At 46.7% G+C, this 25,261-nt stretch carries 26 protein-coding genes, 1 tRNA gene and 6 pseudogenes; 11 read left to right on the top strand and 22 right to left on the bottom strand.

Annotated elements, in window-relative coordinates; translation table 11 throughout:
• Positions 1–193: 193 nt before the first annotated feature.
• A complete protein-coding gene (locus DW47_RS0111715; protein ID WP_029686602.1) occupies positions 194–1,756 on the bottom strand; it encodes an APC family permease in 1,563 nt (520 codons plus the stop codon).
• Positions 1,757–2,450: 694 nt separating this feature from the next.
• Here DW47_RS0111715 and mepS point away from each other — a divergent pair.
• The gene (gene mepS, locus DW47_RS0111710) at positions 2,451–3,032 is read left to right on the top strand and encodes a bifunctional murein DD-endopeptidase/murein LD-carboxypeptidase (RefSeq protein WP_029686601.1); all 582 of its coding nucleotides are present in this window, start codon (positions 2,451–2,453) and stop codon (positions 3,030–3,032) included.
• Between the two features lie 95 nt (positions 3,033–3,127).
• Here the strand turns inward: mepS and DW47_RS0111705 are convergent, their stop codons facing one another.
• Both DW47_RS0111705 and rsuA read right to left on the bottom strand, forming a co-directional pair.
• The gene (locus DW47_RS0111705) at positions 3,128–4,309 is read right to left on the bottom strand and encodes a Bcr/CflA family multidrug efflux MFS transporter (protein ID WP_029686600.1); all 1,182 of its coding nucleotides are present in this window, start codon (positions 4,307–4,309) and stop codon (positions 3,128–3,130) included.
• 28 nt (positions 4,310–4,337) lie between these two features.
• Complete coding sequence (rsuA, locus tag DW47_RS0111700; protein ID WP_029686599.1) at positions 4,338–5,072, bottom strand: 16S rRNA pseudouridine(516) synthase RsuA; 735 nt, start codon at positions 5,070–5,072, stop codon at positions 4,338–4,340.
• A gap of 142 nt (positions 5,073–5,214) precedes the next feature.
• On the opposite strand from rsuA, the gene radD reads away from it, so the two are divergent.
• Both radD and rplY read left to right on the top strand, forming a co-directional pair.
• The gene (radD, locus tag DW47_RS0111695; protein WP_029686598.1) at positions 5,215–6,969 is read left to right on the top strand and encodes a DNA repair helicase RadD; all 1,755 of its coding nucleotides are present in this window, start codon (positions 5,215–5,217) and stop codon (positions 6,967–6,969) included.
• A 140-nt stretch (positions 6,970–7,109) separates the two neighbouring features.
• The gene (rplY, locus tag DW47_RS0111690; RefSeq protein ID WP_029686597.1) at positions 7,110–7,394 is read left to right on the top strand and encodes a 50S ribosomal protein L25; all 285 of its coding nucleotides are present in this window, start codon (positions 7,110–7,112) and stop codon (positions 7,392–7,394) included.
• Positions 7,395–7,447: 53 nt separating this feature from the next.
• Here the strand turns inward: rplY and yejK are convergent, their stop codons facing one another.
• Positions 7,448–8,458, bottom strand: a complete 1,011-nt coding sequence (gene yejK / locus DW47_RS0111685) for a nucleoid-associated protein YejK (RefSeq protein ID WP_029686596.1) — start codon at positions 8,456–8,458, stop codon at positions 7,448–7,450.
• A gap of 285 nt (positions 8,459–8,743) precedes the next feature.
• Between yejK and DW47_RS0111680 the strand changes: the two genes are divergently transcribed.
• The 3 genes from DW47_RS0111680 to DW47_RS0111670 all read left to right on the top strand — a co-directional run bounded on the left by DW47_RS0111680 (position 8,744) and on the right by DW47_RS0111670 (position 10,894).
• Complete coding sequence (locus DW47_RS0111680; RefSeq protein ID WP_029686595.1) at positions 8,744–8,971, top strand: YejL family protein; 228 nt, start codon at positions 8,744–8,746, stop codon at positions 8,969–8,971.
• An 18-nt stretch (positions 8,972–8,989) separates the two neighbouring features.
• Positions 8,990–10,744, top strand: a complete 1,755-nt coding sequence (gene yejM, locus DW47_RS0111675; RefSeq protein ID WP_029686594.1) for an LPS biosynthesis-modulating metalloenzyme YejM — start codon at positions 8,990–8,992, stop codon at positions 10,742–10,744.
• Between the two features lie 73 nt (positions 10,745–10,817).
• Positions 10,818–10,894 (top strand) — tRNA-Pro (locus tag DW47_RS0111670).
• 186 nt (positions 10,895–11,080) lie between these two features.
• Here the strand turns inward: DW47_RS0111670 and DW47_RS16665 are convergent.
• From DW47_RS16665 to DW47_RS16435, 6 genes and pseudogenes are all read right to left on the bottom strand, one after another.
• Positions 11,081–12,364, bottom strand: a complete 1,284-nt coding sequence (locus DW47_RS16665) for a phage tailspike protein (RefSeq protein ID WP_051150925.1) — start codon at positions 12,362–12,364, stop codon at positions 11,081–11,083.
• A gap of 254 nt (positions 12,365–12,618) precedes the next feature.
• Positions 12,619–12,795, bottom strand: a pseudogene (locus DW47_RS17840) (DNA-packaging protein); the annotation flags it as partial.
• An 83-nt stretch (positions 12,796–12,878) separates the two neighbouring features.
• Positions 12,879–13,322 carry a hypothetical protein gene (locus DW47_RS0111655; RefSeq protein ID WP_029686591.1) on the bottom strand — a complete coding sequence of 148 codons (444 nt, stop codon included), beginning with the start codon at positions 13,320–13,322 and terminating at the stop codon, positions 12,879–12,881.
• 52 nt (positions 13,323–13,374) lie between these two features.
• Positions 13,375–13,809, bottom strand: a complete 435-nt coding sequence (locus DW47_RS17705) for a lysis protein (protein WP_029686590.1) — start codon at positions 13,807–13,809, stop codon at positions 13,375–13,377.
• Positions 13,806–14,231, bottom strand: a pseudogene (locus tag DW47_RS16440) (lysozyme). The gene DW47_RS17705 and the pseudogene DW47_RS16440 overlap by 4 nt, the downstream one beginning before the upstream one ends.
• Positions 14,218–14,461, bottom strand: a pseudogene (locus DW47_RS16435) (phage holin family protein). The pseudogenes DW47_RS16440 and DW47_RS16435 overlap by 14 nt, the downstream one beginning before the upstream one ends.
• 357 nt (positions 14,462–14,818) lie before the next feature.
• On the opposite strand from DW47_RS16435, the gene DW47_RS0111635 reads away from it, so the two are divergent.
• Together DW47_RS0111635 and DW47_RS0111630 are read left to right on the top strand one after the other, a co-directional pair.
• Positions 14,819–15,817 (top strand): hypothetical protein, encoded by a 999-nt coding sequence (locus tag DW47_RS0111635; protein ID WP_029686589.1) that lies wholly within the window; start codon positions 14,819–14,821, stop codon positions 15,815–15,817.
• Position 15,818: 1 nt separating this feature from the next.
• On the top strand, positions 15,819–16,223 hold the full coding sequence (locus DW47_RS0111630; protein ID WP_029686588.1) for a hypothetical protein: 405 nt from the start codon (positions 15,819–15,821) through the stop codon (positions 16,221–16,223).
• A gap of 27 nt (positions 16,224–16,250) precedes the next feature.
• On the opposite strand, the gene DW47_RS0111625 is transcribed toward DW47_RS0111630, so the two are convergent.
• From DW47_RS0111625 to DW47_RS16425, 7 genes and pseudogenes are all read right to left on the bottom strand, one after another.
• Positions 16,251–16,622, bottom strand: a complete 372-nt coding sequence (locus DW47_RS0111625; protein WP_029686587.1) for an antiterminator Q family protein — start codon at positions 16,620–16,622, stop codon at positions 16,251–16,253.
• A gap of 17 nt (positions 16,623–16,639) precedes the next feature.
• Positions 16,640–16,876: pseudogene (locus DW47_RS17035) on the bottom strand (DUF968 domain-containing protein); the annotation flags it as partial.
• Positions 16,860–17,147, bottom strand: a complete 288-nt coding sequence (locus tag DW47_RS0111620) for a KilA-N domain-containing protein (protein WP_241430750.1) — start codon at positions 17,145–17,147, stop codon at positions 16,860–16,862. The gene DW47_RS0111620 and the pseudogene DW47_RS17035, both read right to left, overlap by 17 nt.
• Before the next feature lie 481 nt (positions 17,148–17,628).
• Entirely contained in the window at positions 17,629–18,021 is a 393-nt protein-coding gene (locus tag DW47_RS0111615) for a hypothetical protein (RefSeq protein WP_029686585.1), read from the bottom strand.
• Complete coding sequence (locus DW47_RS0111610) at positions 18,021–18,653, bottom strand: hypothetical protein (protein WP_029686584.1); 633 nt, start codon at positions 18,651–18,653, stop codon at positions 18,021–18,023. The genes DW47_RS0111615 and DW47_RS0111610 overlap by 1 nt, the downstream gene beginning before the upstream one ends.
• Entirely contained in the window at positions 18,650–19,126 is a 477-nt protein-coding gene (locus DW47_RS0111605) for an SLATT domain-containing protein (RefSeq protein WP_029686583.1), read from the bottom strand. Before DW47_RS0111605 ends, DW47_RS0111610 begins: the two co-directional genes overlap by 4 nt.
• Positions 19,127–19,564: 438 nt before the next feature.
• Positions 19,565–19,891: a hypothetical protein gene (locus DW47_RS16425; RefSeq protein ID WP_051150923.1), complete on the bottom strand. Its 327-nt coding sequence runs from the start codon at positions 19,889–19,891 to the stop codon at positions 19,565–19,567.
• Positions 19,892–20,185: 294 nt separating this feature from the next.
• Here DW47_RS16425 and DW47_RS0111595 point away from each other — a divergent pair, with 294 nt between their 5' ends.
• Positions 20,186–21,028: a hypothetical protein gene (locus DW47_RS0111595; protein ID WP_029686582.1), complete on the top strand. Its 843-nt coding sequence runs from the start codon at positions 20,186–20,188 to the stop codon at positions 21,026–21,028.
• 362 nt (positions 21,029–21,390) lie between these two features.
• Here the strand turns inward: DW47_RS0111595 and DW47_RS17510 are convergent, their stop codons facing one another.
• The 5 genes and pseudogenes from DW47_RS17510 to DW47_RS16420 all read right to left on the bottom strand — a co-directional run.
• Positions 21,391–21,546, bottom strand: coding sequence for a hypothetical protein (locus tag DW47_RS17510; RefSeq protein WP_161606705.1), 156 nt, complete (start codon positions 21,544–21,546; stop codon positions 21,391–21,393).
• A gap of 68 nt (positions 21,547–21,614) precedes the next feature.
• Entirely contained in the window at positions 21,615–22,442 is an 828-nt protein-coding gene (locus tag DW47_RS0111585; protein ID WP_029686581.1) for a conserved phage C-terminal domain-containing protein, read from the bottom strand.
• Complete coding sequence (locus tag DW47_RS0111580) at positions 22,439–22,621, bottom strand: DUF4222 domain-containing protein (protein ID WP_029686580.1); 183 nt, start codon at positions 22,619–22,621, stop codon at positions 22,439–22,441. The genes DW47_RS0111585 and DW47_RS0111580 overlap by 4 nt, the downstream gene beginning before the upstream one ends.
• Positions 22,602–22,805: a hypothetical protein gene (locus tag DW47_RS17030; protein WP_071846644.1), complete on the bottom strand. Its 204-nt coding sequence runs from the start codon at positions 22,803–22,805 to the stop codon at positions 22,602–22,604. Before DW47_RS17030 ends, DW47_RS0111580 begins: the two co-directional genes overlap by 20 nt.
• Before the next feature lie 4 nt (positions 22,806–22,809).
• Positions 22,810–23,305: pseudogene (locus DW47_RS16420) on the bottom strand (YmfL family putative regulatory protein); the annotation flags it as partial.
• 347 nt (positions 23,306–23,652) lie between these two features.
• Between DW47_RS16420 and DW47_RS0111570 the strand changes: the two are divergent.
• Together DW47_RS0111570 and DW47_RS17280 are read left to right on the top strand one after the other, a co-directional pair.
• Positions 23,653–24,297: a LexA family protein gene (locus DW47_RS0111570; RefSeq protein ID WP_029686579.1), complete on the top strand. Its 645-nt coding sequence runs from the start codon at positions 23,653–23,655 to the stop codon at positions 24,295–24,297.
• A gap of 97 nt (positions 24,298–24,394) precedes the next feature.
• Positions 24,395–25,261, top strand: a pseudogene (locus DW47_RS17280) (IS3 family transposase); the annotation flags it as partial.

Below are 25,261 nucleotides of genomic sequence, written 5' to 3'. Positions count from 1 at the left end.
TCATCATCTTGGATCTCGCGGATTGTAGCTGTCACCCTACCAAGGTAATGACTCTTGGCCGGTACCGCTTTTACTATCACCCGCGTCATAGCGACACGGATCACTCTCCCTTGTCACAGTGACAAAAAAAGACGCCCGTAGGCGTCTTGTATATAACTGGTTCGCCCCATATCAGGGAGCGAAGCTCAGTTTTTTAGTCTTCCAACTCTTCATGGTCGTTAATTTCTGGCACCGGCAGACTGGTAGCGACGCCCCAGTAGTAGCAGACCAATGCCGCAACCGCCGCCAGGATCATGTCGGTCGGTGCGCCGATGGCATTGATGCCGCCGAAGGTTCCCAGATAAGAGATCACTAGGATCAGCACGTAGTACACCAGTAACCACCAGCCACATTTCAGATCACGGGCTGAGGTCACGGTTTTCTTGGCAAATACCACATAACCGACCCACGCTAAGATCAGCACAGGGATCAGCAATTCGTTCACTGACCAGCCACTCCAATAAATCAGCAGAGTACTGGCGACGAAGGCTAATGGACTTAAGATAGCAGCCATCGGCAGACGGAATGGACGAGCCATACCTGGCAGGTGACTACGGAAAGCCCCCAGCGTCACAGGACCTGGCATATAAGTAAACACCGTCGCGGAAGTTACTGCACCGATCAAACCGCCCCATACTTGGAATTCAGACGGTAAGGTCCACGCAATCGCCAGTAACAGGGATAACCACAGTGCGCCACGTGGCACACCCGATTTCGGGTCAACTTCACCAAAGACTTTGAATAGGTGGCCGTTACGTGCCCAAGCGAATAGCACACGGCTAGCCCCTGCCAGATAGATGTTACCGGTACCTGCTGGGGAGATCACCGCATCCACCAGGATCAGGTTTATCAGCCAAGTAATACCCAGGCTACGCGCCAGATCCGCATACGGGGATTGGAACACCTGCTTAAGTCCATCCCAACCGTGGGCTGATAACGCTTCAGAAGGCACAGCACCCATAAACGCGTATTGCAGCGCCAAGTAGATCACAAAGCTGACCGCGATGGCGATAAAGATCGACAACGGCACGTTACGCTGTGGGTTTTTCGCTTCACTGGCGAAGTCTACCGCCTGACGGAAACCGAGGTAGGCAAACACAATCCCGGCACCGGTCAGAGAGGTGAAGATGCCATGGGCGCCACCTGGTGGTGGTGGTGGCACGTCTAAATTGCTGCCGTGGTAGTACATAAATAACGTACCAATCGTCAGTAACGGCACCACAAATTTAAAGGTGGTAATGATGGTGTTGACACGACCGAAGACGCTAACGCTCCAGTAGTTCAACAGGAAAAAGCCGACCAGTAACAGGATCTGTACCAGGAAGCCCAGGGAGGTCGGACTACCGTCGGTGTGGCTCAGTGCTGGCCACCAGTATTGGGCATACTGACGTACGGCTTCGACTTCTACACCCGCCGTACTGGTATAAGCCAGCAGTGAGCTAACGCCGATAACAAACCCGACGACATTACCGTGAGAAAAGTTAGGGTAGCGTACAAAACCGCCGGCACGGGGAATGGCCGAGGAGAGTTCAGCAAACACTAAACCGATCAGTAAAACAATAATGGCACCCAATACCCATGCCCAGCCAGTCTGAGCCCCCGCATAGCCGGCGCTGGTCAGTGCTGCATACAGCCAACCTGACCCAATCATCGACCCAATGCCGAGCAGGCTGAGATCCACCAGCCCTAATTTTTGTTTAAATGCACCCTTCGCCATAAATACCTCATTATGTTGTGCTGCTGCTGACCTTAGAGATCATTGCTGTTGTTATTTCCTTGCCCCCTAATTAAAGCATTTTTCGTGCCATAAATAATCATCACTTATAAATAAGAATAGTCTTAACCTATCCCAAGCCGCAATATAGGGGATAACGGGCGAAACAATTATTTTCCGAGGCTGGAACCAGATCCAGCTGACTGCACGTAAATGATGATCACTGAAGGTGCATACCACCCGCTGTTGCACCATAATGATCCCCCCTCACTTCAGCGCATCGTCGGTATTGGACCGAGGTCTATTCGTTGAGAATTAAAGGAATTATTTCAATATAGGCGAAAATAAGCTGTGCACACAAAATGCTCACCCAACAAATCATTAGCGAGGTTATTAAGCTACTACGAAACCATCATGGCGGGAATTCCATGTAAAAAGATCAGGCGAAGAAATCAGAATTTAATTCATATCAAAAAATTGCTTAAAATTTACTTGAAAGCTCTCGCCAGTTAAGATTTTATGCGGTAATCTGCTTTCCACCGGCCAAGTGCTGTTATTTAATGTGCTTTATTCCCGCTTTCACTGCTTTTTTAGGTTAAGTGAATAAAGCTGATGCTGTTTATCTGCCGGGCATTTTCTTTTTTGTTATCTGGCTAGCGACATTCTGTCGTAAGGACTTTGAAGGAAATCACTCACAATGGTCAAATCTCAACCTACCCTGAGATATCTGTGGCGGGCAGTCCCCGCAGTAGTATTAGCAACGTTATTGTCAGCCTGTAGCACTCCTAGTAACCAAACCGCTCGGGTAGAGAAGCATGAAGTTAACAACCAAAATGGTTTTTTACTTCAGGCGTCTCAGGCTGAGTTCGAGCAGATGGTTCGTAATGTGGATATTAAAACCCGCATCATGGATCAGTACGCCGGATGGAAAGGTGTCCGTTACCGTATGGGCGGTGATACTAAGCGTGGCATCGATTGTTCTGCGTTTGTTCAGCGGACATTCCGCGAACAGTTTGGTTTAGACCTGCCGCGCTCAACCTACGAGCAGCAGGACACTGGTTCAGAAATAGCCCGTAACAAGCTGCGTCCTGGCGACCTGGTACTGTTCCATTCAGGTTCAACTGGCCGTCATGTCGGTATTTATCTCGGCAACAGTAATTTCGTGCATGCCTCTACCAGTAGTGGTGTAATGATTTCCAGCCTGAATGACAGTTACTGGAAAAAACGCTACCGCGAAGCTCGCCGAGTATTAAGTAACGTAAATAACGTCAACGGTTAATACCGCAGGGCCAAAGTCTTAGCCAGACACCATAAAAAAGCTGCCAACTGGCAGCTTTTTTATGGTCGCGCTCTATGAGCGATAAGTCGTTCGGGTTAGACGTGTTTGACCGCCCTACCCTTTGCCCGACTGGCATACCAGAACAGCAATACTGAACAGCTCGCGCACCCCGCGATGGTGGCCGCCATCGGCCAGGCACTGCTGAAACTGAACAGAGAGAGCAATGCCCCAGTCAGGGCACCGATACCGAAACGCAGCGTACCCGCTAGGGAGGAAACTGTGCCGGCAATGTGTGGGAATTCATCGAGGATCACCGCCATCCCGTTTGAGGAAACCATCGACACACACCCGATAAACAGCGCTACGCAGGCAATCAACGGATACAGGCCGAGATCCAGCGCACAAACCACCAGCAATGCCAACCCAGCAATAAACTGAATACTCAACGCCAGCCTAAATAAAAATAATGCCCCCGTGACCCTTACCAACCGGGTGTTAATAAAGGTCATGATAAACAGCACCACAATATTGACCGCAAAATAGTAACCAAAGTGTTGCGGTGAAATATGGTAAAGGCTGATGTAAATAAAGGGACCGGCATTCAAGAAGGCAAATAGCCCAGCGAACGAGAAGCCACTGGCCATCATCAAGGCAAATACCGTTTTGTTACGAAATAGGATCACAAAATTATTGATGATAGTACGAAAATGCAGGGGTTGACGCCGTGCCGGAGGGAGAGATTCTTTTACCCGCAGGCAGACCAAAGTAAAACCTGCCAGCGCTGCCAGCGCCAGTGCCCAAAATACAGATTGCCAGTCACCGGTCATCAGCAACCAGCCGCCTAGGATCGGCGCTAGCAACGGCGCTAAGGTGGTGATCAGCATCATTACTGACATCATCCGTGAAAATTCCGCACTGGCGTAAGAATCACGAATGATTGCATTGATCACCACGCCAGCAGAAGCCGCGGCTAACCCATGAATTAGACGCATCACAATTAACTGCTCAATACTACCAGACAGTGCGCACCCTACCGCCGCCAAGATAAATATCGCAATCCCCGGTAACAGGACCTTTTTGCGCCCTAGGCTGTCAGATAGCGGGCCATAGAACAGCTGACCGACGGCAAACCCAAGAATGTACACATTCAAGGTCATCTGCACCTGGCCGGAAGAGACCATTAACTCGTGGGCAATCTGGGGCATCGCTGGCAGATACATGTCGATGGACAGCGGCATCAACATCGCCAGTAAGCCTAGAATGACGATCAATTTCACAATGTCTCTCCACGGCGCTCAGCGCCGATCATTTACGGCGGGTAGAGGTTTGCTGTAATTCAGCAGGTAGACCGATACTGTCGATCTCTTCATGGGTCAGTTCGCGGTACTCGCCGGGGGCGAGATCGTCATCCAGTACAATGTCACCAATCTGCTGGCGGTGTAAGGCCACTACGTGGTTACCGGCCGCAGCAAACATGCGTTTCACTTGGTGATAGCGCCCTTCACTGATAGTCAGCAGCACTTCTGTCGGGGTGATCACCTCCAATACCGCAGGTTTGGTCAGTTCTTTATCGCCATGCAATGCCACGCCTTCTGCAAACTTAGCTGCAACCGACGGATCCAGCGGCGTATCCAGTGTGACATGATAGGTTTTAGCACAGTGATGGCGCGGTGAAGTAATGCGGTGTGACCACTGACCGTCATCAGTGAGCAGGACCAGGCCGGTGGTATCAATGTCCAGACGCCCAGCAGAGTGCAGTTTCCAAGCCAGTGGTTCCTCAATGAAATAGAGGATGGTCGGATGCTCTTCATCCTCGGTGGCACAGACATATCCCTGCGGCTTATTCAGCATAAAATAGCGTGGGCCAGTGATCATCTGTAAGCGGTTACCGTCGTACTCTACCTCGTGGTCGGCCGTGACTTTAAAGGCACTGTCTTTGACAATGTCCCCATCGACGGTCACTTTCTGGGCACGGATTTCACGGGATGCAATCGCCCGGCTGACTTCCAGTTGTTGAGAGATGAATTTATCGAGTCGCATGAATTTCTTTTTGCCTGTTGCAGCGAAGGGTTAATACAATGACGCAGACCGTCATTTTCAGGCCGCCAGTATACCGTGAACCCGGTCCTGCTGTCAGTGATGGCTTGAAATTCCTTAGCTGCGTGTTTAAAAAAGTGAGTATATGTCTTTTACCCTGCGTCCCTATCAACAGGAAGCGGTGGATGCCACCATCCGCTATTTCCGCAAACACCGACAACCGGCGGTGATCGTCCTGCCGACCGGGGCAGGAAAGAGCTTAGTGATCGCCGAACTGGCGCGAAAAGCCAAGGGGCGGGTATTGGTATTGGCTCATGTTAAAGAGCTGGTCGCCCAGAACTATGCAAAATATCAGGCATTGGGGCTGGATGCGGGGATCTTCTCCGCAGGATTACAACAAAAACAGAGCACCCAAAAAGTCGTGTTCGCCAGTGTTCAATCGGTTTCCCGTAATCTTGACGCTTTCGACGATGCCTTCTCCTTGCTGATTGTCGATGAGTGCCACCGCATTGCCGACGATAAGCAAAGCCAATACCAGACCATACTCACCCATCTGCGCGAGCGCTGTCCTGAATTGCGTTTACTCGGTTTGACCGCTACCCCTTTCCGCCTCGGTAAAGGCTGGATCTACCATTTCCACTATCACGGTATGGTGCGCGGTGATGAAAACGCCCTATTTCGCGAATGCATCTATGAATTACCATTGCGCTATATGATTAAGAATCAGTATCTGACCGAGCCGCAGCGGATGGATATGCCGGTGATCCATTACGACTTCTCCGCCCTGTTTGCCACGCAGCAAGGTCTGTTCTCCGAGCGAGCGTTGAATGAACAGATCAGTAAACAGCCACGGGTTACCCCGGCCATCGTCCGCCAGATAGTCGAACTGTCAGAATCACGAAAAGGGGTGATGATTTTCGCTGCCACTGTCATGCATGCTCGGGAAATTCTCGGTTTACTGCCGCAGGACAGTGCGCTGATCAGTGGCGAGACTCCTGGTGCAGAACGTGACCGATTGCTGAATGCCTTTAAACAACAGCAGATCAAATATCTGGTTAATGTATCGGTGTTAACCACTGGCTTTGATGCCCCCCATGTCGATGTTATCGCTATCTTGCGTCCTACCGAATCTGTCAGCCTTTATCAGCAAATTGTCGGTCGCGGGCTACGCTTATCACCGGGTAAAACCGATTGCCTGATCCTCGATTACGCGGGCAATCCCCACGATCTCTACAGCCCAGAAATCGGGACGCCAAAAGGGGCTAGCGATAATCAGCCGGTACAAGTGTTTTGTCCTGCCTGTGGCTTTGCCAATACGTTCTGGGGCAAGACCGCGGCCGACGGCACGCTTATCGAACACTTTGGCCGCCGCTGCCAGGGGGTCATTGAGCCGCCAGACGGTGATAAATTACAGTGCGATTTCCGCTTTCGTTTTAAATCCTGTCCACACTGTAATGCGGAAAACGATATCGCTGCCCGGGTGTGTCATCAGTGCCAGGCGGTGCTAACCGACCCCGATGATATGCTGAAAGCAGCGCTAAAACTGAAAGATGCGTTGGTGCTACGCTGTGGTGGCATGGTCCTAAAAGCTGAACAAGACAGCCGTGGTGACAGTTTTAAGGTCAGCTATTACGATGAGGATGGCACCGAAGTCAGCGAACGTTTTCGGCTACAAACTCCCGCACAGCGCCATATATTGGAACAGTTGTTTATTCGCCCTCACCATAAAGCGCCGGGGGTGGCCCTCTCATGGCAAAGCGCTGCGGACTTGGTGGCGCTCAGCGATCATTTCCGTTATCCCGACTTTATCGTGGCGCGGAGTAAAAACAATTACTGGCAGATCCGCCATAAGGTCTTTGATTACCAAGGTCGTTTCCGCAAAGCCCATCAATTGCGCTGAAGAGCGGGCCGGTAGTTTTTTATTTGCCCGTAGCGGGCTGAGCCGTTATAATGCCGCGCGCTTTTACATCCTGTGAAGGCGCTTTTGAATAACCTTCTGTTGCTGGGTCGCCTGTAACAGAATTACCAAGAGAAATAATGATGTTTACTATTAATGCAGAAACTCGTAAAGAGCAGGGTAAGGGTGCGAGCCGCCGCCTGCGTGCAGCTAAAAAATTCCCAGCCATCATTTATGGCGGTAATGAAGCAGCTGTTTCAATTGAACTGGACCACGACTATGTGATCAACATGCAGACGAACCCAGAGTTCTACTCTGAAGTTCTGACCCTGGTTGTTGAAGGTAAAGAAACTAAAGTTAAAGTTCAGGCTGTTCAGCGTCACCCGTTCAAGCCAAAACTGCAGCACATCGACTTCGTTCGCGCGTAATCGCTGACTGAGTGAGAAGAAACGCCGCATTATGCGGCGTTTTTTTATGGGCGTTATCCACCTTTTGGCCCGGTACGGCGCTGTAACTGATCACGCAAATTCGGCGGCGTCCCTTTAATGGTCAGGGTATCAGTAGCCGGATCCCAGAAAATGCGTTCTCCTAATAGCATGGCATCAAAATTCAGGGTCAGTCCCCCGCCACTCCCCGCATATTTGGTGAGCTGACGCAGCGTACTGCGATCCGCAGGGAAGCTCTCTTCCAGTGAATACTCCTGCTCACGGGTAAAATCACCGAAACTGCGCTCACCGATTTCCGGTAACTCAGCAGACAGTTCCTGAACGCTGATCTCCTCTCCCGCCTGGGACTGCTGATTGCAGTAACTGTAAACCTGCTGCCGGTATTCCTGACGCTCTTTTTTATCGAGGCTGGCTTCTTCGCAGTAGTCATCGACCGCCTGTAATAGACTGCGGTTTTGCGCCTTGGTATCCAGGCCGACGGTCGCACCGAGGAAATCCATAAAGAAATCGGCAACCTTACGCCCGACGCGTCCACGCAGGAAGGTCAGATAACGCTGAGAGTCCGGCTGCACCTCCCATTCAGTTAAATCGATGCGCGCGACGATATCGGCATGGTTAATATCCAGATAGTGGGTGGTACTGATATCCAAACTTTCATTGACCCGCATGCTGCTCTGGCTGTTAAGTACCGAAATCAGCAGATATTCAGTAGCCAGGTAACGGTAGTGAGCAAATAACACCACGCCGCCATCGGCGAACGGGTATTTTGCCAGTTCATCGCGTAATCTTCCGGTAGCCGCGCGGCTGAAGGCCAGAAAATCCTGTTGACCCTGTCGGCATTCCCGCAGGGACGCTGCCAATTCACTCTCTTCAGTGAATAACCCATAGGCTTTGTTCTTCGCACTGTACAGCCGATGCAGCTCTTCCAGCATGTCAGCAACCGCTTCACTGGCAGGCAGCAACGAATTACGCAGCACGACTTCCAGTTGATCTTCTTCACGTTTAATCAACTGATGTACAACAATCTGGTCAATATCCAGACTCATGGCAGTCTCTCCTTCATTTGCAGACGCGTATTCAACCACTGCCCTGCCTGTGTTTCAATGTTATTTGCCGAACGCACACTGCCCCCAAGCCCTACAGGCATAGGGAGAGGTTTTCTTTAAGCATTTGAAATAGAAAAACTAAATTCCGATCATCGCCGCCAACTATCCTCTACCGTTCACTGTCAGTTAGCGTTATCTTGAAGCAAATCAGACAATAAAGTTGCAGAAAAAAAGTCGTGTTTGCAGTAGAATAGCCGCCTTTTACGACTCAATTAATTTTATAATATGCCACAATCATCCAGATACAGTGACGAGCGCGTTGAACGCCTGCTCGCAGAACTTGCAGAAGTACTCGAAAAAGATCAGGCTCCCACCGACCTCTCCCTGATGGTACTCGGAAATATGGTGACGAACCTGTTCAACTCCAGCGTTGCGCCAGCGCAACGTCGTACCTTAGCGCGTACCTTTGCAGAAGCCCTACAGGCCTCGGTACGTGATGACCATGCACATTAATGACGTGATCTGAACCCTATGGTAAACAGCCAGCAGAGCTACAGGGAAAAAGTCTCCCGGATGATAAGCTGGGGGCATTGGTTCGCCCTGTTCAATATCTTTTTTGCGCTTATTCTGGGTAGCCGTTACCTGCTGGTCACTGACTGGCCTGCCTCGCTGGCAGGCAGAGTTTATGCTTATTGTAGCTGGATCGGCCATTTCAGCTTTTTGGTATTTGCCACTTATCTGTTGGTGCTTTTTCCTCTCACCTTTGTGGTGATGTCACAACGCCTACTCAGGGTGATTTCGGCCATCATTGCGACCAGTGGCATGACACTGCTGTTGGTCGACAGTGAAGTGTTCAACCGTTTTCACCTGCATCTCAATCCAGTGGTCTGGGACTTGGTGATCAATCCACAGCAGAGTGAGATGAGCCGTGACTGGCAACTGATGTTTATTGCTGTGCCGGTGATTTTCTTGGTGCAGATGCTGTTTGCCACCTGGAGTTGGCAGAAATTACGCAGCCTCAACCGGCGCAGTTTCGGTAAGCCCTTGGCACTCTTGTTTATTCTGTCTTTTGTGTCCAGTCATATGATGTATATCTGGGCAGATGCCAACTTCTACCGACCAATCACCATGCAGAAAGCAAACCTGCCGCTCTCCTATCCGATGACGGCGCGACGCTTCTTGGAAAAACATGGTCTATTGGATCCGCAGGAATATCAGCGCCGTCTGATCCAGCAGGGTGACCCGGACGCAGTATCGGTGGCCTATCCGCTCAGCGATATTCAGTCCGCCAGTAATACGCATCCGCACAATTTACTGCTGATCACCCTTAACCAAGCGGAAGGTTCGCATTTGGCTGATGACTTCCCGATACTTAACCAGTTCGCCACCCAGAATGTCCGCTTTAGCCAACATTTCAGTTCGGGTACCCAACAGGAAAGTGGACTCTTCGGGCTGTTCTACGGGATTTCTGCCAGTTACATGAACGGTATTCTTGCCAACCGGATGCCTTCTGCACTGCTTTCGACACTGAATGCGCAGGGTTATCAGTTCGGGTTATTTTCTTCCGATGGTTTCAGCCAACCCTTATATCGGCAAGCACTACTGGCCGATTACTCACTGCCGGCAGCCAGCAGACAGAACAATTCGCAAACAGTCACACAGTGGCAAGACTGGTACAGTAGCCAGCAAAACAGCACTACCCCTTGGTTCTCTTGGGTCTCCTTGAACGGGATTAGCGATAACGGTAATACGCCGACGACACGTAATGCCGATTATCATCGCAGTGCATTGTCCACTGACCAGCAAATAGGCCGCATCTTAACCGCTTTACAGCAAAAAGATGCGCTGAAAAATACAGTGGTGATCATTACCGCTGCCCGGGGTATCGACCCACGCAGCTCTGAGGATAATGACGGGGATCGCCGTCTGATCCAGGTGCCACTGGTGTTGCACTGGCCATCAACGCCAGCACAGACCATCGATCATCTAACCGATCAGCAGGATATCATGACCACCGTGATGCAGCGATTACTGAAAGTCACTACCCCGCCTGAGGATTACTCGCAGGGTGAAGACCTGTTCAGTCCGGAGCGTCAGCATCAGTGGGTGACCAGCAATAATGATAACCGTCTGATCATTACCACTCCACAACTGACATTGGTTCTGGATAATGACGGTAATTACACCACTTATGATGTTAATGGCCGTAAACTGGACAAACAGCGGCCGGAGCTGGAGTTACTACTGCAGGTACTAACCCAAGAAAAACGCTTCATCGCAAACTGATGATAAATAACACAGTTAGCCGCTAAGGATATTGCTTTTTGTCGGATATTCCGTACTATTGTAGCCACAGAGTCGGCACGTAGCGCAGCCTGGTAGCGCACTGTCATGGGGTGTCAGGGGTCGGAGGTTCAAATCCTCTCGTGCCGACCAAATAATCCAAAAAAAGCAGCCACTTACGGCTGCTTTTTTATTACCTGAAATTTAAAAATTGTAAAAAGATGGTAAAAGTCTGCTAAAAGTAGCGCTCTTACGCGGGAAAATAGCTGCGAATTCAACTCCCGAAAACTCCGCTAAATCACGATCCGACAGTGCATTTGAGGATGATAATCACTCCAATTAAATCACAATATTTATCATCAGATTACGCGGCTCATTATTCGGCCCACGCAAAATACCTGTTATTGCCCCTTCCTTAAATGCCGATGCAGTATTCCCCTCGACATAGTCAACCTCGTACTCAGTCGGCCAGTCATCCTGGCATGCGATGCTTCCGGAGGGACATGATTGCATTTCAACAACAGAGTAACCACTGAGGATATTACAACGGCAGAACAGTAATGATGGCATTCCCCCCTGAGATAAGCTTGCGACAACCACTGACGGGTAATCATAATCGGCAGGCGGATTATCAGGGCTGGTGATCAGATAGCATCCACCAAACATAATTGTGCAGCCTGAGTCACCGTAAATAGGACCAAAATTGAATGGCAGCCAGTCTCCGGTTTCCTGTCTGTCGTTATCAGGAACAGCATCAATTATTAGACCGAACATTTTCAGGGTCGCGCCGGTGGTCAGATACAGCTGATTATGAGTATAACGGTGGTTCGCAGAGTTATAACTCAGGTGTGCTTTAATCACGGGTCTTGCCAGTGCTTTAGCACACCACGGAAAATAGGCTGGATTAGCCGAGGTAATGTCCGGAACTTTATCCCCGTCCATCCATGGATCATCATACGGTTGGATTATCCGTGTACAGCCCACAATATTTGCATCCCTGTCCAGAATAAAGGTCTGCCCGGATTTAAGATGGATGGTGTTACTTTTATTTTCGGGGGTCAATTCAAGGGCCCTGTTCAGCGTATTGAGAGGCTTCTCCCGCGATCCGATATTGTCGTCACTGCCATTAACAGCATCGACATACAGATTTAAGGTTTCATCATCTGCTGACGTGCCGTAGTAGAGGCCATCGTCCCGGATTTCCAGCAGGTTACCTGCACTTTCCGACAACGTTACTCCCAATGGATCAGTTTCGGTCCCTTCACCGTGCAGGGTCTGGTCGTGAAATACCCTGAGCACATACGGCCCGGAGCAGCGCGGGAAATATAAGGCCTGGGCATCGAGCTGGTCATAAACCGCAATCGAATAATCCTGTGTGACCACCAGCTTCACCACCTGCCCGCTGATAACCGGGTACCCGCCAGCGTTAATGCTGATCGGCTGAGCTATGGGCGTCAGTGTTCCGCCCTCACCCTCATGGTAAACGGTTAGGCGGTTCACCTCTGCTGTCGGGTCTGTGTCCGGATTACCGACATAAATTTTTCCGTTAAACACGGTGCTGAACTGCCTTGGAAGGGTGTAAATTTCAACGGGAAGTGAAAGTGATACTGAGTTTGCTGACATTTTAAATATCCTCACAATTGTCTGAATTCACTCAATTCAGGCATTTCCGGGCAAGGGATTAATCGCTATTAATCTGCCTGCCATGCTTCCAGCCCGCTGATTGTCATTACAATACCCATTCTCCGGATGGCTCTGGCTTCTTCCCGGCTGAATTCTTTATTAAGAATCGCCGGTATCTTCGGATCGCGGAAAAGTCTTTTTTCAGCAGCACCAACAGTCATTTTTGACCCTCCGGCTTTTAACGCATTACCTGCTTCCTGTATGGCTTTTTCCACATAAGCAAATGCTTTCATTTCCCACATCGGATTGGCTTCCACCCATTCGAAATATTCGCAACATGCCAGCCACAATGCTCCGGAAGCTTCGAACTTAGGATTTCTCCCGTGACTGCTGCGGGCCTCCCAGAACCGGTTGCCTTTTGGTGCTGCCATTTTGATTACTCCCTCCCTGCACCGATATAAATAAACCGCATTAGTATTCAGGTACTCATAAACAGCCTGAGTATTTCAGTTCCTCAGGATGGTTTCTGATACCAGTATGTAAGTAAATAGTTTGGATCCGTTCCTCCGTCGCCACCTGCAAGACTCAACGGTTTCATTGTCTTTGTCGTCAGACTGCAGAACTGTGTGGCATGACCATCCTGACCATCCTGACCGTCAGAGCCTCGCGGAACCGCTTTATCCGTGCTTTCAAACGTTGCTGAAGGCATGTAGAGATCCTGACTATCAGAATCGCGTATCAGATAGCCGCCCGCCTCAGGCGAAAATATTGTTACGAACATCTGAGGTTCATAAACCGCGCAGTAATCCCCTTCAGGCACGATAGTGATTGAGCCATCGGTATGCGGCAGGATGCCGGCAATTTTGACCGCAATCACATTTGACACATCGTCCGTATAAACCGGCCAGGGATTGAAAATATTTTTCATAGGCCATTGTGTGGCCGGAGGTTGAGCCATAAGGTTCTCGCTATACTGGGAATAAAAAAAGCCCCGCGTCAGCGAGGCCAGGTTAGTTCATGCATTGTTGCCGGATGTAATCCTGCAGGTATTTCACCTGCCCTGTGACGGTGGTGATTCGCTCTCTGAGAATGAAATAATCCCGTTGAGCGGCGTCATTAAGTCGGGTGCCGGAAGCATCGCCCATGTTGCCGAAGGTGGCTGGTTGCTTCCTACGGGTTGCTGCGACACGCAGCCGCTTACGATCAGCAGCAATGTTGGACTCAAGATTTTTAATAGTACGCCGAGCATCCGCCTGCTCCTTGGTGTATTTTTCATCCAGCAGCGCGACATCTTTCTGCCTTCGCTGCATATCTTTGATTGTTTCCTGTCGTTCAGCTGCCAGACTCGCAGCAGCAGTGTTCTGTTCCCGGTAGTAAAACGTGGTACGAAACAACACCACAACAGCAGCCAGCAGAATGACAATAACGAGCGTTCTCCCGCTCATGACAGAAACAGCTCACGCTCTGCGGCACGACGTCTGACCAGCCCCGGCAGCACGGTTTTACCTGCGAATACCCAGCAGCCAAATTCAGCAACGGCACCGTCATAATCGCCTGCGTTCAGTTTTCGCAACAACGTGGACCGGACAAAATTCCCTGCACCGACATTGAATACAAACGATACCAGTGCATCAAACTGGCCCTGGCTCATTTGAGCCTTAACGTTTGTATTAACAGCCAGTTCAGCAACCGCTAAATCCTCACGCAGAAATGCATCAGCTTGCTGACCGGTGACCACATCGCCCTACTTAACACCTTGCGTGTGACCGTAGCCAATAGTCCGGATACCCGCTGGGCAGAGACAGGCCGTCGTCTGCAGTCCTTCAGACCGCTTAATCAAGTCCAGACCACGGTTACTGATTTTCATTTTTTATCCCCGTCAGACGTTCCCAGGAATAGTTCAGTGCAGCGCTGCCCATCGTGCCAGATATCCCTGCGGCGACCGGAACGTAATTAATACTCAGGCCAGACTCGATAGCCAGCAAAACCAGCGAAGCCGGATATTGCCACCTGTGCCAGTGCTGCTAACCAGCTCCAGGAGAATTTATTGTTACGGACATCGATGATGTATTTCACGAAGCCCCCATATATCGACATTGCAGTTATAAGTACCCACGCGAACAACCCATAAGAATCCGGAGCACGACCTGGCATTTTTAGTTACTCCGCCTCCCGGGACGAGTGGCTATATATAAAATGAGAAATAAAAAAGGCCCTGCCGTAGCAGAGCCTGTATGAAATCATTATGCACCCGAAACGAAAAAACCCCGCCAGCTGCAGGATTTCGATGATTAAGCAGTGTGTCGCAGTGACCACTCTTAGCAGAGTTACAACACTTTTTGCGTAACGCAGTATTCTTTTTTTATATTTAATACGGTTATTTTCTGAGCTATCAGATTAGTGCCAGGTATGGCAGGCATCACGCCCGGTTAACAACCAACGGAGAAAGGAAGCATGGCGCGTAACTCAGCCCTCGGATATTGCGTAGCAAAACGACAAGGTACACTGGATTATCAGGCACGGGAATTATTCAGGGATGTGCGTTCCCCCGCCGCCCGCCTGTTTATGAAACTCAATGCAGATACGCAGTACCTCAAACCAGGCCAGATTCTGATTGTGGCTGACCCGGATGCACCTGACCTGCTGACGATGCAGATGCTGACAACACTCCGCCGGGTAAAAAGTAACACCAACGCGGCATTTACCGGCCTGAGTGATGAAGATGCCGGGTTTATGCAGAAACACTACGGGATGATTGCCGCACTGACCGGTGCCGGTGACAGGATTTTCAGTACTGCGGGAGATGCGGGTGAAAAGTATTTCAACGCCATTAACCAGACCCTGAAAAAAATCGAGGCCAGCTATCAGAATCAGTTTCGTACCCGGGGAACATTAATCGGTCAGCAGTTTTTCACTGAGCGTAATCGTCTGCTGAATCAGTTAAAAGAACTGGTTAACAAGCCACTGTTAAAATCCCTTGCCCGGAATACCGTGAAATTCCAACAGTATGACAATATGAAACGGGCGTTAAACCTCTCCAGCCGTTCGATTGTACATGAGTGGTCCACAGCGGGACTGGGTGGTATACCCGGATATTCGTATTATGTCGGCAATGCAGCCAGAGCGGCGCGATTCCTCAGGATGGGTGGATATATTGGCATTGGATTCGCCTTTGCAGGAACCACTAATGATGTGATTGAAGCATGCAGCAAAGGCCGCGAAAGGGAATGCGGGAAAATTGCGTTTAAAGAATATGCGAAATTCACAAGCGGTACATTCGCTGGCATGGCTGGCGGTGTTTTGGGTGCGTCTGCTGGTATGGGTGTTTGCGTTGCGGTCGGCATAGCCACCGCTGGCGTAGGAGGTGTTGCTTGCGCTGCTGTCGGTTCATTAGTCGGTGGAACTGTTGCAGGTTCAGCAAGCGATCATATCATCGACCTTTGGCTAAAATAGTATGAAATATATTCTGCTTTACATAGCTATGGGATGTGCCGTCATCCCTTTTTTTATTACTTTTTTACAGTTTGTAATTTTTTCTATCAACAAAGAAAAATACAACGTTTTGTTATCCATTTATCACGATAGCAAATTTGAACTACCACCACTGTATAAATTTTATGGGGCTATGGGTTTTTTTGGGTCTTTTGGAATGTCTTATTTTTTCTCAAGACTTAGAAATGGTAAAAAAATAATTTTTCAACCAAAAGAGAAGGTTGCTGTTTCCGAATTTCTGAGAAGTCTTGATATAAGCATCACAAAGTGGATCGATAATTATTATTACCTTTCAGTTTTAGCGTTATTTTTATATGCAATTTTTATTGTAATGAGTCTGATAAAAATGGTCATGATGCAGCTTTAAAAGACCACACCGGGTGGGTTTCTGTCGCTAAAACGTGTTGTCCATCTCAAGCTCTGCATCCAGCATGGACAGACACCCGTCAATGAACCCCTCGGCCATCTGAAACTTAATCCGGATCATGCCCTCTGACAGCTTCAGCTTTCTGCCTATCGCATGCTTTGAAATGTCTTTGATGTAATGGTCCACCAGCAAGGCGTATTCATCAGGGCGTTTCTGTTTCAGCCGGCCAACACAGGTATCGATGATAAGCGCATCGTTCTCTGTACAGCTGATGCCACAGCCACGTTCGGGAAGCAACCCTTTGAAGCCGGCAGCAGTAGAGGAATGGCCTGTTTCGCTTTCAATCCGGTGCTTTGACCAGTTGCCCCAGCGTTCTAATACCTGCTGAATATCACGCATGATCTCTGTCTCCACACTTATTTTTTATCAGTCCTGATGACACCTACTGCAAAGGCGTGATCAAGAATTCTTAGAAGCAGCAGAAGCTGGCTGCCATATTTACTTTCAAACTCTGCCGGGTCCCGGTGTAATTCGTCATGGTGATCACGGCAAAGCGGTATAACAAATATATCATGGGCTTTCGTACCAGTTCCCCCCTGACCGTACCCGATGATGTGGTGCGGGTCATCTGCAGGTTTACCACAGCATGCACACATCAGGCACATTTTCAGATGTAGCGTAGTGATCAAAAGTCCTGATAACCTTCAGATGGAAGGTCGGACTGATCCACATAGCATATGAGTACACAAGTTCCCGACAGACATAGGTGCCGCCATTTCGGCCCTCAACAGTAACTACGGGAATCACCGTAGTTTCTTTTTGAATCTCGGCTATCAGTTCCTGAGTTTGATTTAGCCTAAGCCATTCGTAAGAGTTGTTCTTCTTTTCACCACCGGAATCCCGGTGAAAATCGTTAATTCTCATACGATTAACAATCGTCATCGCATACAGCAACTTCATTGATAATGAATTTCTGTTTCATATGATTCTCCACACTATTTTTGTATCGGTCCCGCCCCATCATCTGCAAATGAACGGGACCAACCTGAGCTGGTGGTGCTGCAAATACACCAGACCACTAAGCTTACTACAGGTGCTGATTAAATATCCAGTACATAGAGATACTACATCCACTTTATGCCAGAAACGGAAGTTAATAAAATTTAATTTTTCTGAGTAGAGAACAACATGATGTATAAAATCCATAGCGACCTGGATGCCTATGTTTGAGTCATGTAACATACCCCGTAGTATTTCTTTGCTATACTTAGCGTATTATGGATTAATCTAAGAGTAGTAATTGATTATTAATACTCACAAGGAGCAATATATGTTGTGACTGCGATAGATAATGTACTCGTAACATTGATTACTTCTAACTCAACGTAAAATTAGTTACATTAAATCAAGTCAAACAGTTCTTTATAGATATTAAAGAACGATATAAAAATTTTGGATTTTCTATTCTCTTAATAGCCTCAATAAAAATCTTACAACATAATAAATAGACATTACACTCTACTATTAACTTATCTTTAGATATAGCGATAATTTGCGAATCCTGCCTTAACATCACTGGTGCCACAAGGTTATAAGTTAAAAATGGAAACATTTTATCAATGGAGTCATGAAAAACACCTACGGCATGGGAAGGAACTATTTTATACGGATTTTCAATCCGATAAGCCCATCGCCGGTATTGCCCCATATTAAATTCCGCAATGATAGGAGAAACATGAGAGGGAAAAATATCCAGTTTGTAATCTTCATAGGCTCCAACAACATAAAATGACGTCATCAATACATCCTCCCTTCGATTCCATATTTAGGATTATATTTTACCAATTTACCTTTGAGTAATTTACTCAACTGTCTTATCTTAGGGTTAGATTGATAAGTATTGGGAATAAATAACTTCCTAATATGCTCTCCCTTGATAACATACCCCGAATCTAAACAAAACTCGAAAAGCCAAGAATGAGGATTTCCTGAGGTATACATAAAATTTATTAATACGTCTTGAAAATACTTAGTCAGGACTGGTTTTAATGTCACACAGGAAGTATGATTATTAATACTATTTATAGATAATTCAGGAAGACTATTTAGGTCTGATATTAGAGAATAGAACTTATCATAATCACAGATCGCCATTTTAAGAAAAAGCTCTCTATCCATATTTGGATTGAGAAAGCCAAATTTAATACCACCAGTGTCAACTGGACTTCCCATGCGAAAGCAGTCAATATTTTCAGTGAGAAAATCTAGGTTTAACTCAATCACTATTGAACCGCGCAAAAGAGGGGGGTTCCCCACCGGATAGCCAATATGATAATAATCGGATTTATAACTCCCGCCATCTAAACAACCAATTACATTTTCAACAATATGAAGTTTATTAAGCGTTAGTATCTTAGAGAAAAAAATCATTTTTCTGAACTTTTAGAGTTTTGAATGTTATTTTGCCAATGGCCATTAGCCGCATTCAGGATATTTTGATATTGGCCCTGATATTTCACTACATCTCTGATTGTAATTTTACTATTTGCATCATCTTCCTCAATCCTTTTTGCCATAGTAATGACCTGCTGCAATTCATAAAGGGAGCAAATTGTAGCAATATTCATAGCCATTCTTTCTTGGTACATAAATTTATTCAGCAACTGCCCTGCAATACCTGAACACATACTTACAATAAGAGTTAATATTGCAACAAATAACATATGAACATCTGCATTGATAGCTACAAGAAGAGTTGTAATAGCAGACAATATAATTTGAGAGATAGAGAAAAACTTATTATTCCTCTGATTCTCCCTTCGTTTCCCCTCGAACTCTGAAATACGCCTTCCAATCTGAGTCTCCAGTTCGACCAAACTCTTTAGGTTATGTTCTGTATTCACGAAACACCATCTTAGATAAATTTTAGAATTAAAATCAAAAATATATTTTCATCAATTCAATGAGAACATTAAACTTAGCTCTCAAAGAGAAAAACCTTATGTAATCCATGCGATAACCACAACTTAATCCTTTAACTGATATATATTACTTATCTTAAAAAAAATCAAATCAAAAAATGGCTTATCAAAGCTGAAAAGGATGTCCCGACCTAAACACTGATATAAAAAACCTTTAATGGGAATCAATATTACACATTAATATCAATAATTTGCAATAGTACTTCAACAAAAATGTGGCAGGAGAAATGAAATGGTACTTCAAATCGCACGTTTTTTTTCGTTAGAACCCCAAAAATTTAATCCCGATAGGTTACGCTATCAGTTTAACATCCACTGTTCGCTCTAAGCAAAATTTCATGCTAATTTCATAGCATCAAATCAGCCTCTGCCCAGTTGAATCGGATCATCTATGTTGGGCAGTATAACGCCGTACACTTCACGCAGATTGAAATAACTGTCTTCCAGTTTCTCGAAGAAATCCCAGGCTTGATTGGTATCAACTATCTTGGACATACGGGCGGCACCCTTCTCTGTCCACAGAGTCAGTGTTCTGGCATTGCTTCCAACAGCGTTACTATTAGCAACTCTGTTCTTGAACACCTTTAGTTCTGAGCCAGTCAGAAAAATAATGGATACCTTTTTCAAGCCTAGCGATATTGCGTGACAGATTTGTCCTGCTGTTTCATTCATCAGTGCCATAGCCATTTGCAATGGTTTCCGTTATGACAACACATATGCCTGTACAGCAGGAGAAAGGAAGGTTAGTTGATACATCGCCCATCTGTAGTTAAGAATATGTTTTTATAAACTTTTGTATCGGTGCCATTATCTTTAAATGAATGGTTACAACCTTTACTTGTAGTGCTGTAAACACACTATCCATATGATTTTTTATTTTCATACAATTATATTTCAGTTAAGATTTAAAGAAGCAGACTAATCAACGTAGATTTATGCTTTAATTACCCAACATTTAATTGTAAAAGGTGAAAATTTAATATGACGCTTGTTATTGCTGGTTATAGTAAGGGTGTATTGGAAAATGGAGTTTATTTCGCTGCAGACAGCCATATAAGCCAAAACAACAACATATTAGTCAAGGGGTTTAAAAAAGTAATAGAGTTGCCTATTAGAGTTAAAGGATTGAATTTTTGTGGTGAATACTTTCATAGCTACGCTGAAAACAATTATGAAAGTTCATGTGCTATTGCATTTGCCGGTAGTTCTTTAGTTGCTCAGCATATTATTAACTCTATGAAAAATCATCTTTCAGAACTTTATCCTATATACAGGGATGGTCGTTATCAAATCGCAATGCCTTGTGAGAAGGAGGTGCATTTAAAAGCCAATGGTATTTATAGTGATGATATGTTTTTGGAAAAAGATTTAGATGGAATTCTTACAGGTGAATACTTATCCAAAGTAGTTTGTCATTCAATAGAAGCCGTACTCAAAGAAGCAAAAAAACACGGTTCAATGAAGAAACTATTTGTTGCCTATCAAGCTGAATTCATCTTTGGTGTTCAATGTGAAAAAACAAAAAAACATATGCTATATCAATATGAAATAGTTCCTGATGATAATTTAGGTGCAAAAGTAGAATTCCGTCAAATAAAAATTAATGAACTGGCTGTTATCGGTGAAAAAATTAAGTTCAGGGCCAATGCTTTAAATGCTTTAAATAATTGCGCCCCTACAGTCAAACCATCTGAAGCAATATTCACTTTTTTAAACAATTCGATTGACAGTGAAAACTCCATTGGTAATTTTGGCATTGGGAGGCCTAGTGCATTATATAACCTTGATGGACGGCAACTAAAAATAATTGGACGAAAGAATTAGACGAGCTTTAAAACTGTTCATTGTAAATAAATTTAGCCGGCTACTATCATTTCTTTTATGATTTTAGCCGGCCATAGGAATCTCTAACATACAAAGTAAATATTTTTACATGAGTTAACTTTATATAAATTGTATGTGGCTATTCCTTCCGCGTTGATTATTAATCCGGCGCGATAAATACCATGTAATTAAACCAACAAAACTTCTGGAAAAGTTAAGTTTGCGAATCATGAAAAACAAAAAAATTGTAACTAATTGGAGATTTGATGCATAAAATGAAGTATCCAATATGTATTAAAAACACCTCCATTAACATCTCTAGTTGGCTCGTATATGATCTTAAAAAAGATAGTAAAGTAGTTCTATTTGTCACGATCAATGCGGCCGGTTTTAACCAGAAACTTCATCGTCCTGCTGTACTCAATTTTTGATCCGCCTACCGCAGCGAAAATTTCATAGGACTTCACCGGATGCTTTTCCGCAATTACCGCGATAATTCTGTTTTCAAGTTCCATCATGCCCCTCTAAAACCGGCCGGCGTGGCGCTGTCCGGTGTATCGATTTTGGTGATAGCCCCGGGCTTAGCCTAGCGGCCATTCAATTTCTTCGGCCGCCCGGCGGTATCCCACTTTCCAGCCCGCTGCAGGTAGCCCGGGAAGTTTTTCGGGATGAACAGAGTTGCCGGCCGGAGATACTGCTCCTGCTCCGTACCCCGCCAGTCCCCGGTCTTATAATCGACGACCAGCTGCAGCTCTTCAGGTGTATATTTCTCCCGCAGACGGCCCCTGATGTTTTCCAGCGATGAGTTCGAGGCCGTGAAACGTGAGCCGGTGGTCTGGTTCAGGTGTTTTAAAACCTCTCTGGCCTGGTCAGTGATCACCACATCCGGGTCGGGTTGCGGCGCAACCTGACAAAAGGGTTTTGATTTTACTGATGGATCTGGTTTGGAAGTTACTGACGGATCCCCTCCAGATTCTGGACGGTCAAAACCGGTGTTTTCTCCGGATTCTGAACGTTCAGATTCTGTACGTTCAGATTCTGAATGTTCCAAATCTGAATATTTAGTATTTGAATGTTCAGTATTTGAATGTTCATTTTCTGGACTATCAGGGCAATAAGCAGATGCCGCATCGCGAAGTTTCTTCACATTCAGATAGTACATATTGGTTTTATTACGGTTACCGGTACGCCGTTCCTTAAGTGTAAGCCAGCCAGCGTTTTGCAGTTGCGTGATCGCTGTGATTACAGTACTGCGGCCAGCGCCAACCTGGCGGGCGATGGTGTCTATGCCTGGGAAACAGGTACCCTCATCACTGGAAAAGTCAGCCAGGCGCGCCATAACCAGTAACTGAGTGCCTTTAACGTCTGATGCAGCACAGCCATCCCAGACGTGCGAACTTAATTCCACACTCATTGCTCTACCTTCCTGAATTTCTTTGACCAGTCACGCCGCGGGCAGACGCACACAAACTCATAACCAGGGCGCCGGTGTATAACCCGCTGATTGGCAATATCGACACCAACGGTTTCCACCGTAATACCCCGCCAGTCCCTGTATCTTTCAAACCATGGTTTAATGATCTCGTCTTCCACATACTGCCTCCTGTTTATTCAGGCTGGCCACATCGCCCATAGCCCATTCCGCAAAGCTGTGGTTCACCGGTACCCATTTGCCATGTACCATCACCGCATAGCAGTAAATGGCCGGAGCTTTTCCACCAGTGACAGGCAGTACCCTGAGTTGCGGGAGTCTTCGTTCTGCTGTTACAATGCTCATGCGATTATTCTCCACACGTAAGTTTGGTCGCACCCGAACGCCCTGAGCTGCAACTTGGGGCGTTCAACCTTTCTGACTCGCAATAAATCCTGTAAACCAGCGTTGTGTGTTCCTGCAGCTTGCTGATCGCGCTGTAAAGTTCATCGTCTATCGCTTCTTTTTCGTAGAGCTCAATAACACCGTCTTCAATCGCTTCCCTGACCTGTTTCGAATAGACAGAGATCTGTTCCAGTGCCTCAAGTAGCCGCTGATTAATATCTGCGTTGTCGATTTCGCCAATATCTGCCGGCATTGGGACAAAGACACCACCGGATGCTCTGGCAACGGCATGTGCAACGTGGTGAGTGCCACCAGCTTTCTGCAACACATCAGCCCAGCCCATCGTGAATACCTGGTCACCGACATGACGCAGCCGGTTAAACAGCGCGTTCTCCGTTACACCAATCCAGTCAGATGCCTCTGCATAGCCACCAGTCCGGTTGTTTCTCTACTTTCCAGTTCTTCTGATCTACGGTTCATACCTCGATACTGTGGTATTTACTTAGCTGAACTTCCGTTAATCTTTCCGTAAAGGGACGGATTGAATTTAAGTTTTCCGTTAGTTCTAGAATCGGCTTCTGCAGCTCTACCTCTTGGGATTAATCCCCTAGGTCTTTTTCGCCATTAATAAAAATCCTCGGGTGAGACGCTAAAAAAAGCTGCTGCCTTGTTTGGGGTACCGAAGTACTTTTCTAACTTTACGGTCGTCATAGCCACCTCGCTAAGAATTTTTAGATGTTATTTTCCAATTTAAATTCGGCCAATAAAAACTAAGATTACTTAGCTAATTTTATTGGGAGACGTGACTGTGAGTTCACTCGGCAGAAGAATTTACGCCTTACGACAAGAGCGAAAACTTACCCAGGGTCAGCTTGGTAAGGCGATTGGTGTTTCTGATGTGACGGTTGGGTACTGGGAGCGGGATCTCAATGTTCTCGGCGGAAAGTCTCTATCTAAGTTGTCGCAATACTTCGGGGTGAGTGAAACATATTTGCTCTATGGTAAAGAGGATCATTCCAAGGCCTTACCTGCTGTTCTTGGAGCAGTAAAAGTACCGGTGATTAATTACGTTCAGGCTGGTGCATGGAGTGCTAAGAGCTATGCCAGGGACCTTGAGGGTAATATTGAATACATCCTAAGCGGAAGCAATATATCTCAAGGAACTTTTGCGCTTAAAATCAAAGGTAAATCAATTGAACCAGAATTCGTTGAAGGTGACTTGATTCTGGTTGACCCTGAGTTAACCCCTCATCCCGGCGATTTCGTTGTCGCTAAAAATGGTGAAGACGAAGCAACTTTCAAAAAATACCGCGCGAGAGGTTACGATGACGAAGGTCAGGATATTTTCGAACTCGTCCCCCTGAATAATGACTATGCTGTAAGAAGCTCAGCAAAAGAAAAATTTCATATCATCGGTGTACTTGTCGAGCATCGCAGACTTATTCGCCGATAAATTTTTAGATGAGCCTAAAATTATTTAGGCTTTTTTCTTGATCCTGACCCGTCCTGAATAGCGTTGACACGTTCCTGTTCTAATTCTGGAGAACGTGATGATGACAGAGTTCAAACGCACCCAACGAGATTATCCTCTATCCTTTAAAGTAGCTGTTGTTGAACAGGTTGAAAAAGGCGAAATGACCTATAAACAGGCTCAGCAACGATATGGTATCCAGGGACGCTCTACTGTTCTTGTCTGGTTGCGTAAGTACGGCCGGCTTGACTGGAACCCCGGGACTCCAGGTCTTTCAAAGAGGAGACTGTCCGTGCCTAAGATAAACATGCCTCTAACACCTGAACAAAAAATCAAAGAACTGGAAGAGCAGCTTAAACTGGCAAATCAAAAAGCGGAGTTTTTTGAAGCGGTTATTAACGTTCTAAAAAGTGATTACGGAGTGAGTATCGTAAAAAAGCGGCCCGGCAAGTCTTCTCGCAAAACCAGGGCTCCGGAGTCACCGTAACTCGGGCATGTCAATTTCTGGGGCATAGTAGACAGGCATGGTATCAGTGTAATGCTCGATACACTATACGTCAGGAGCAGGATGCTCAGGCACTTGATTCTGTTGCTCGTATCCGGTGTCGTCAGCCCCGTATCGGTACACGTAAACTCCATCATCTTCTGAACAGTGAGACAAACAAGTGCCTGAATATCGGGCGGGACCGCCTGTTTACGCTGTTAAATGAACACCGCCTCTTGATACCCGTAAAACGCGCTTATCATAAAACGACCAACAGCCATCATCGGTTTTATCGGCATCCTAATCTGCTCAAACCCGGTCCGGGGCAGATTAAGGTGCTTCATCCGGAACAGGTCTGGGTGCAGATATTACTTATCTGCCACTGCGCACCGGAACAGCTTATCTGAGTCTTGTCACCGATGCCTGCTCAAGAAAAATCATGGGGTATTATGTTGGTGAGAA

Source organism: Tatumella saanichensis (genome assembly GCF_000439375.1).
GTDB lineage: Bacteria > Pseudomonadota > Gammaproteobacteria > Enterobacterales > Enterobacteriaceae > Tatumella > Tatumella saanichensis.
The sequence above is the reverse complement of the archived record's forward strand: the minus strand, read 5'-3'. Positions and strand labels throughout refer to the sequence as shown.

Coding starts and splice junctions, on each gene's coding strand:
- yejK (WP_029686596.1), bottom strand. CDS start 8,458: ATGAGTCTGGATATTGACCAGATTGTTGTACATCAGTTGATTAAACGT.
- DW47_RS0111655 (WP_029686591.1), bottom strand. CDS start 13,322: ATGGCTCAACCTCCGGCCACACAATGGCCTATGAAAAATATTTTCAAT.
- DW47_RS17030 (WP_071846644.1), bottom strand. CDS start 22,805: ATGAGCATTGTAACAGCAGAACGAAGACTCCCGCAACTCAGGGTACTG.
- DW47_RS17510 (WP_161606705.1), bottom strand. CDS start 21,546: ATGATGGAACTTGAAAACAGAATTATCGCGGTAATTGCGGAAAAGCAT.
- DW47_RS0111680 (WP_029686595.1), top strand. CDS start 8,744: ATGCCACAATCATCCAGATACAGTGACGAGCGCGTTGAACGCCTGCTC.
- DW47_RS0111715 (WP_029686602.1), bottom strand. CDS start 1,756: ATGGCGAAGGGTGCATTTAAACAAAAATTAGGGCTGGTGGATCTCAGC.
- DW47_RS0111625 (WP_029686587.1), bottom strand. CDS start 16,622: ATGCGTGATATTCAGCAGGTATTAGAACGCTGGGGCAACTGGTCAAAG.
- DW47_RS0111615 (WP_029686585.1), bottom strand. CDS start 18,021: ATGACGTCATTTTATGTTGTTGGAGCCTATGAAGATTACAAACTGGAT.
- DW47_RS0111630 (WP_029686588.1), top strand. CDS start 15,819: ATGAAATATATTCTGCTTTACATAGCTATGGGATGTGCCGTCATCCCT.
- radD (WP_029686598.1), top strand. CDS start 5,215: ATGTCTTTTACCCTGCGTCCCTATCAACAGGAAGCGGTGGATGCCACC.
- rplY (WP_029686597.1), top strand. CDS start 7,110: ATGTTTACTATTAATGCAGAAACTCGTAAAGAGCAGGGTAAGGGTGCG.
- mepS (WP_029686601.1), top strand. CDS start 2,451: ATGGTCAAATCTCAACCTACCCTGAGATATCTGTGGCGGGCAGTCCCC.
- DW47_RS0111620 (WP_241430750.1), bottom strand. CDS start 17,147: ATGAGAATTAACGATTTTCACCGGGATTCCGGTGGTGAAAAGAAGAAC.
- DW47_RS16665 (WP_051150925.1), bottom strand. CDS start 12,364: ATGTCAGCAAACTCAGTATCACTTTCACTTCCCGTTGAAATTTACACC.
- yejM (WP_029686594.1), top strand. CDS start 8,990: ATGGTAAACAGCCAGCAGAGCTACAGGGAAAAAGTCTCCCGGATGATA.
- DW47_RS0111585 (WP_029686581.1), bottom strand. CDS start 22,442: ATGAGTGTGGAATTAAGTTCGCACGTCTGGGATGGCTGTGCTGCATCA.
- DW47_RS17705 (WP_029686590.1), bottom strand. CDS start 13,809: ATGAGCGGGAGAACGCTCGTTATTGTCATTCTGCTGGCTGCTGTTGTG.
- DW47_RS0111610 (WP_029686584.1), bottom strand. CDS start 18,653: ATGATTTTTTTCTCTAAGATACTAACGCTTAATAAACTTCATATTGTT.
- rsuA (WP_029686599.1), bottom strand. CDS start 5,072: ATGCGACTCGATAAATTCATCTCTCAACAACTGGAAGTCAGCCGGGCG.
- DW47_RS16425 (WP_051150923.1), bottom strand. CDS start 19,891: ATGGCTATGGCACTGATGAATGAAACAGCAGGACAAATCTGTCACGCA.
- DW47_RS0111595 (WP_029686582.1), top strand. CDS start 20,186: ATGACGCTTGTTATTGCTGGTTATAGTAAGGGTGTATTGGAAAATGGA.
- DW47_RS0111635 (WP_029686589.1), top strand. CDS start 14,819: ATGGCGCGTAACTCAGCCCTCGGATATTGCGTAGCAAAACGACAAGGT.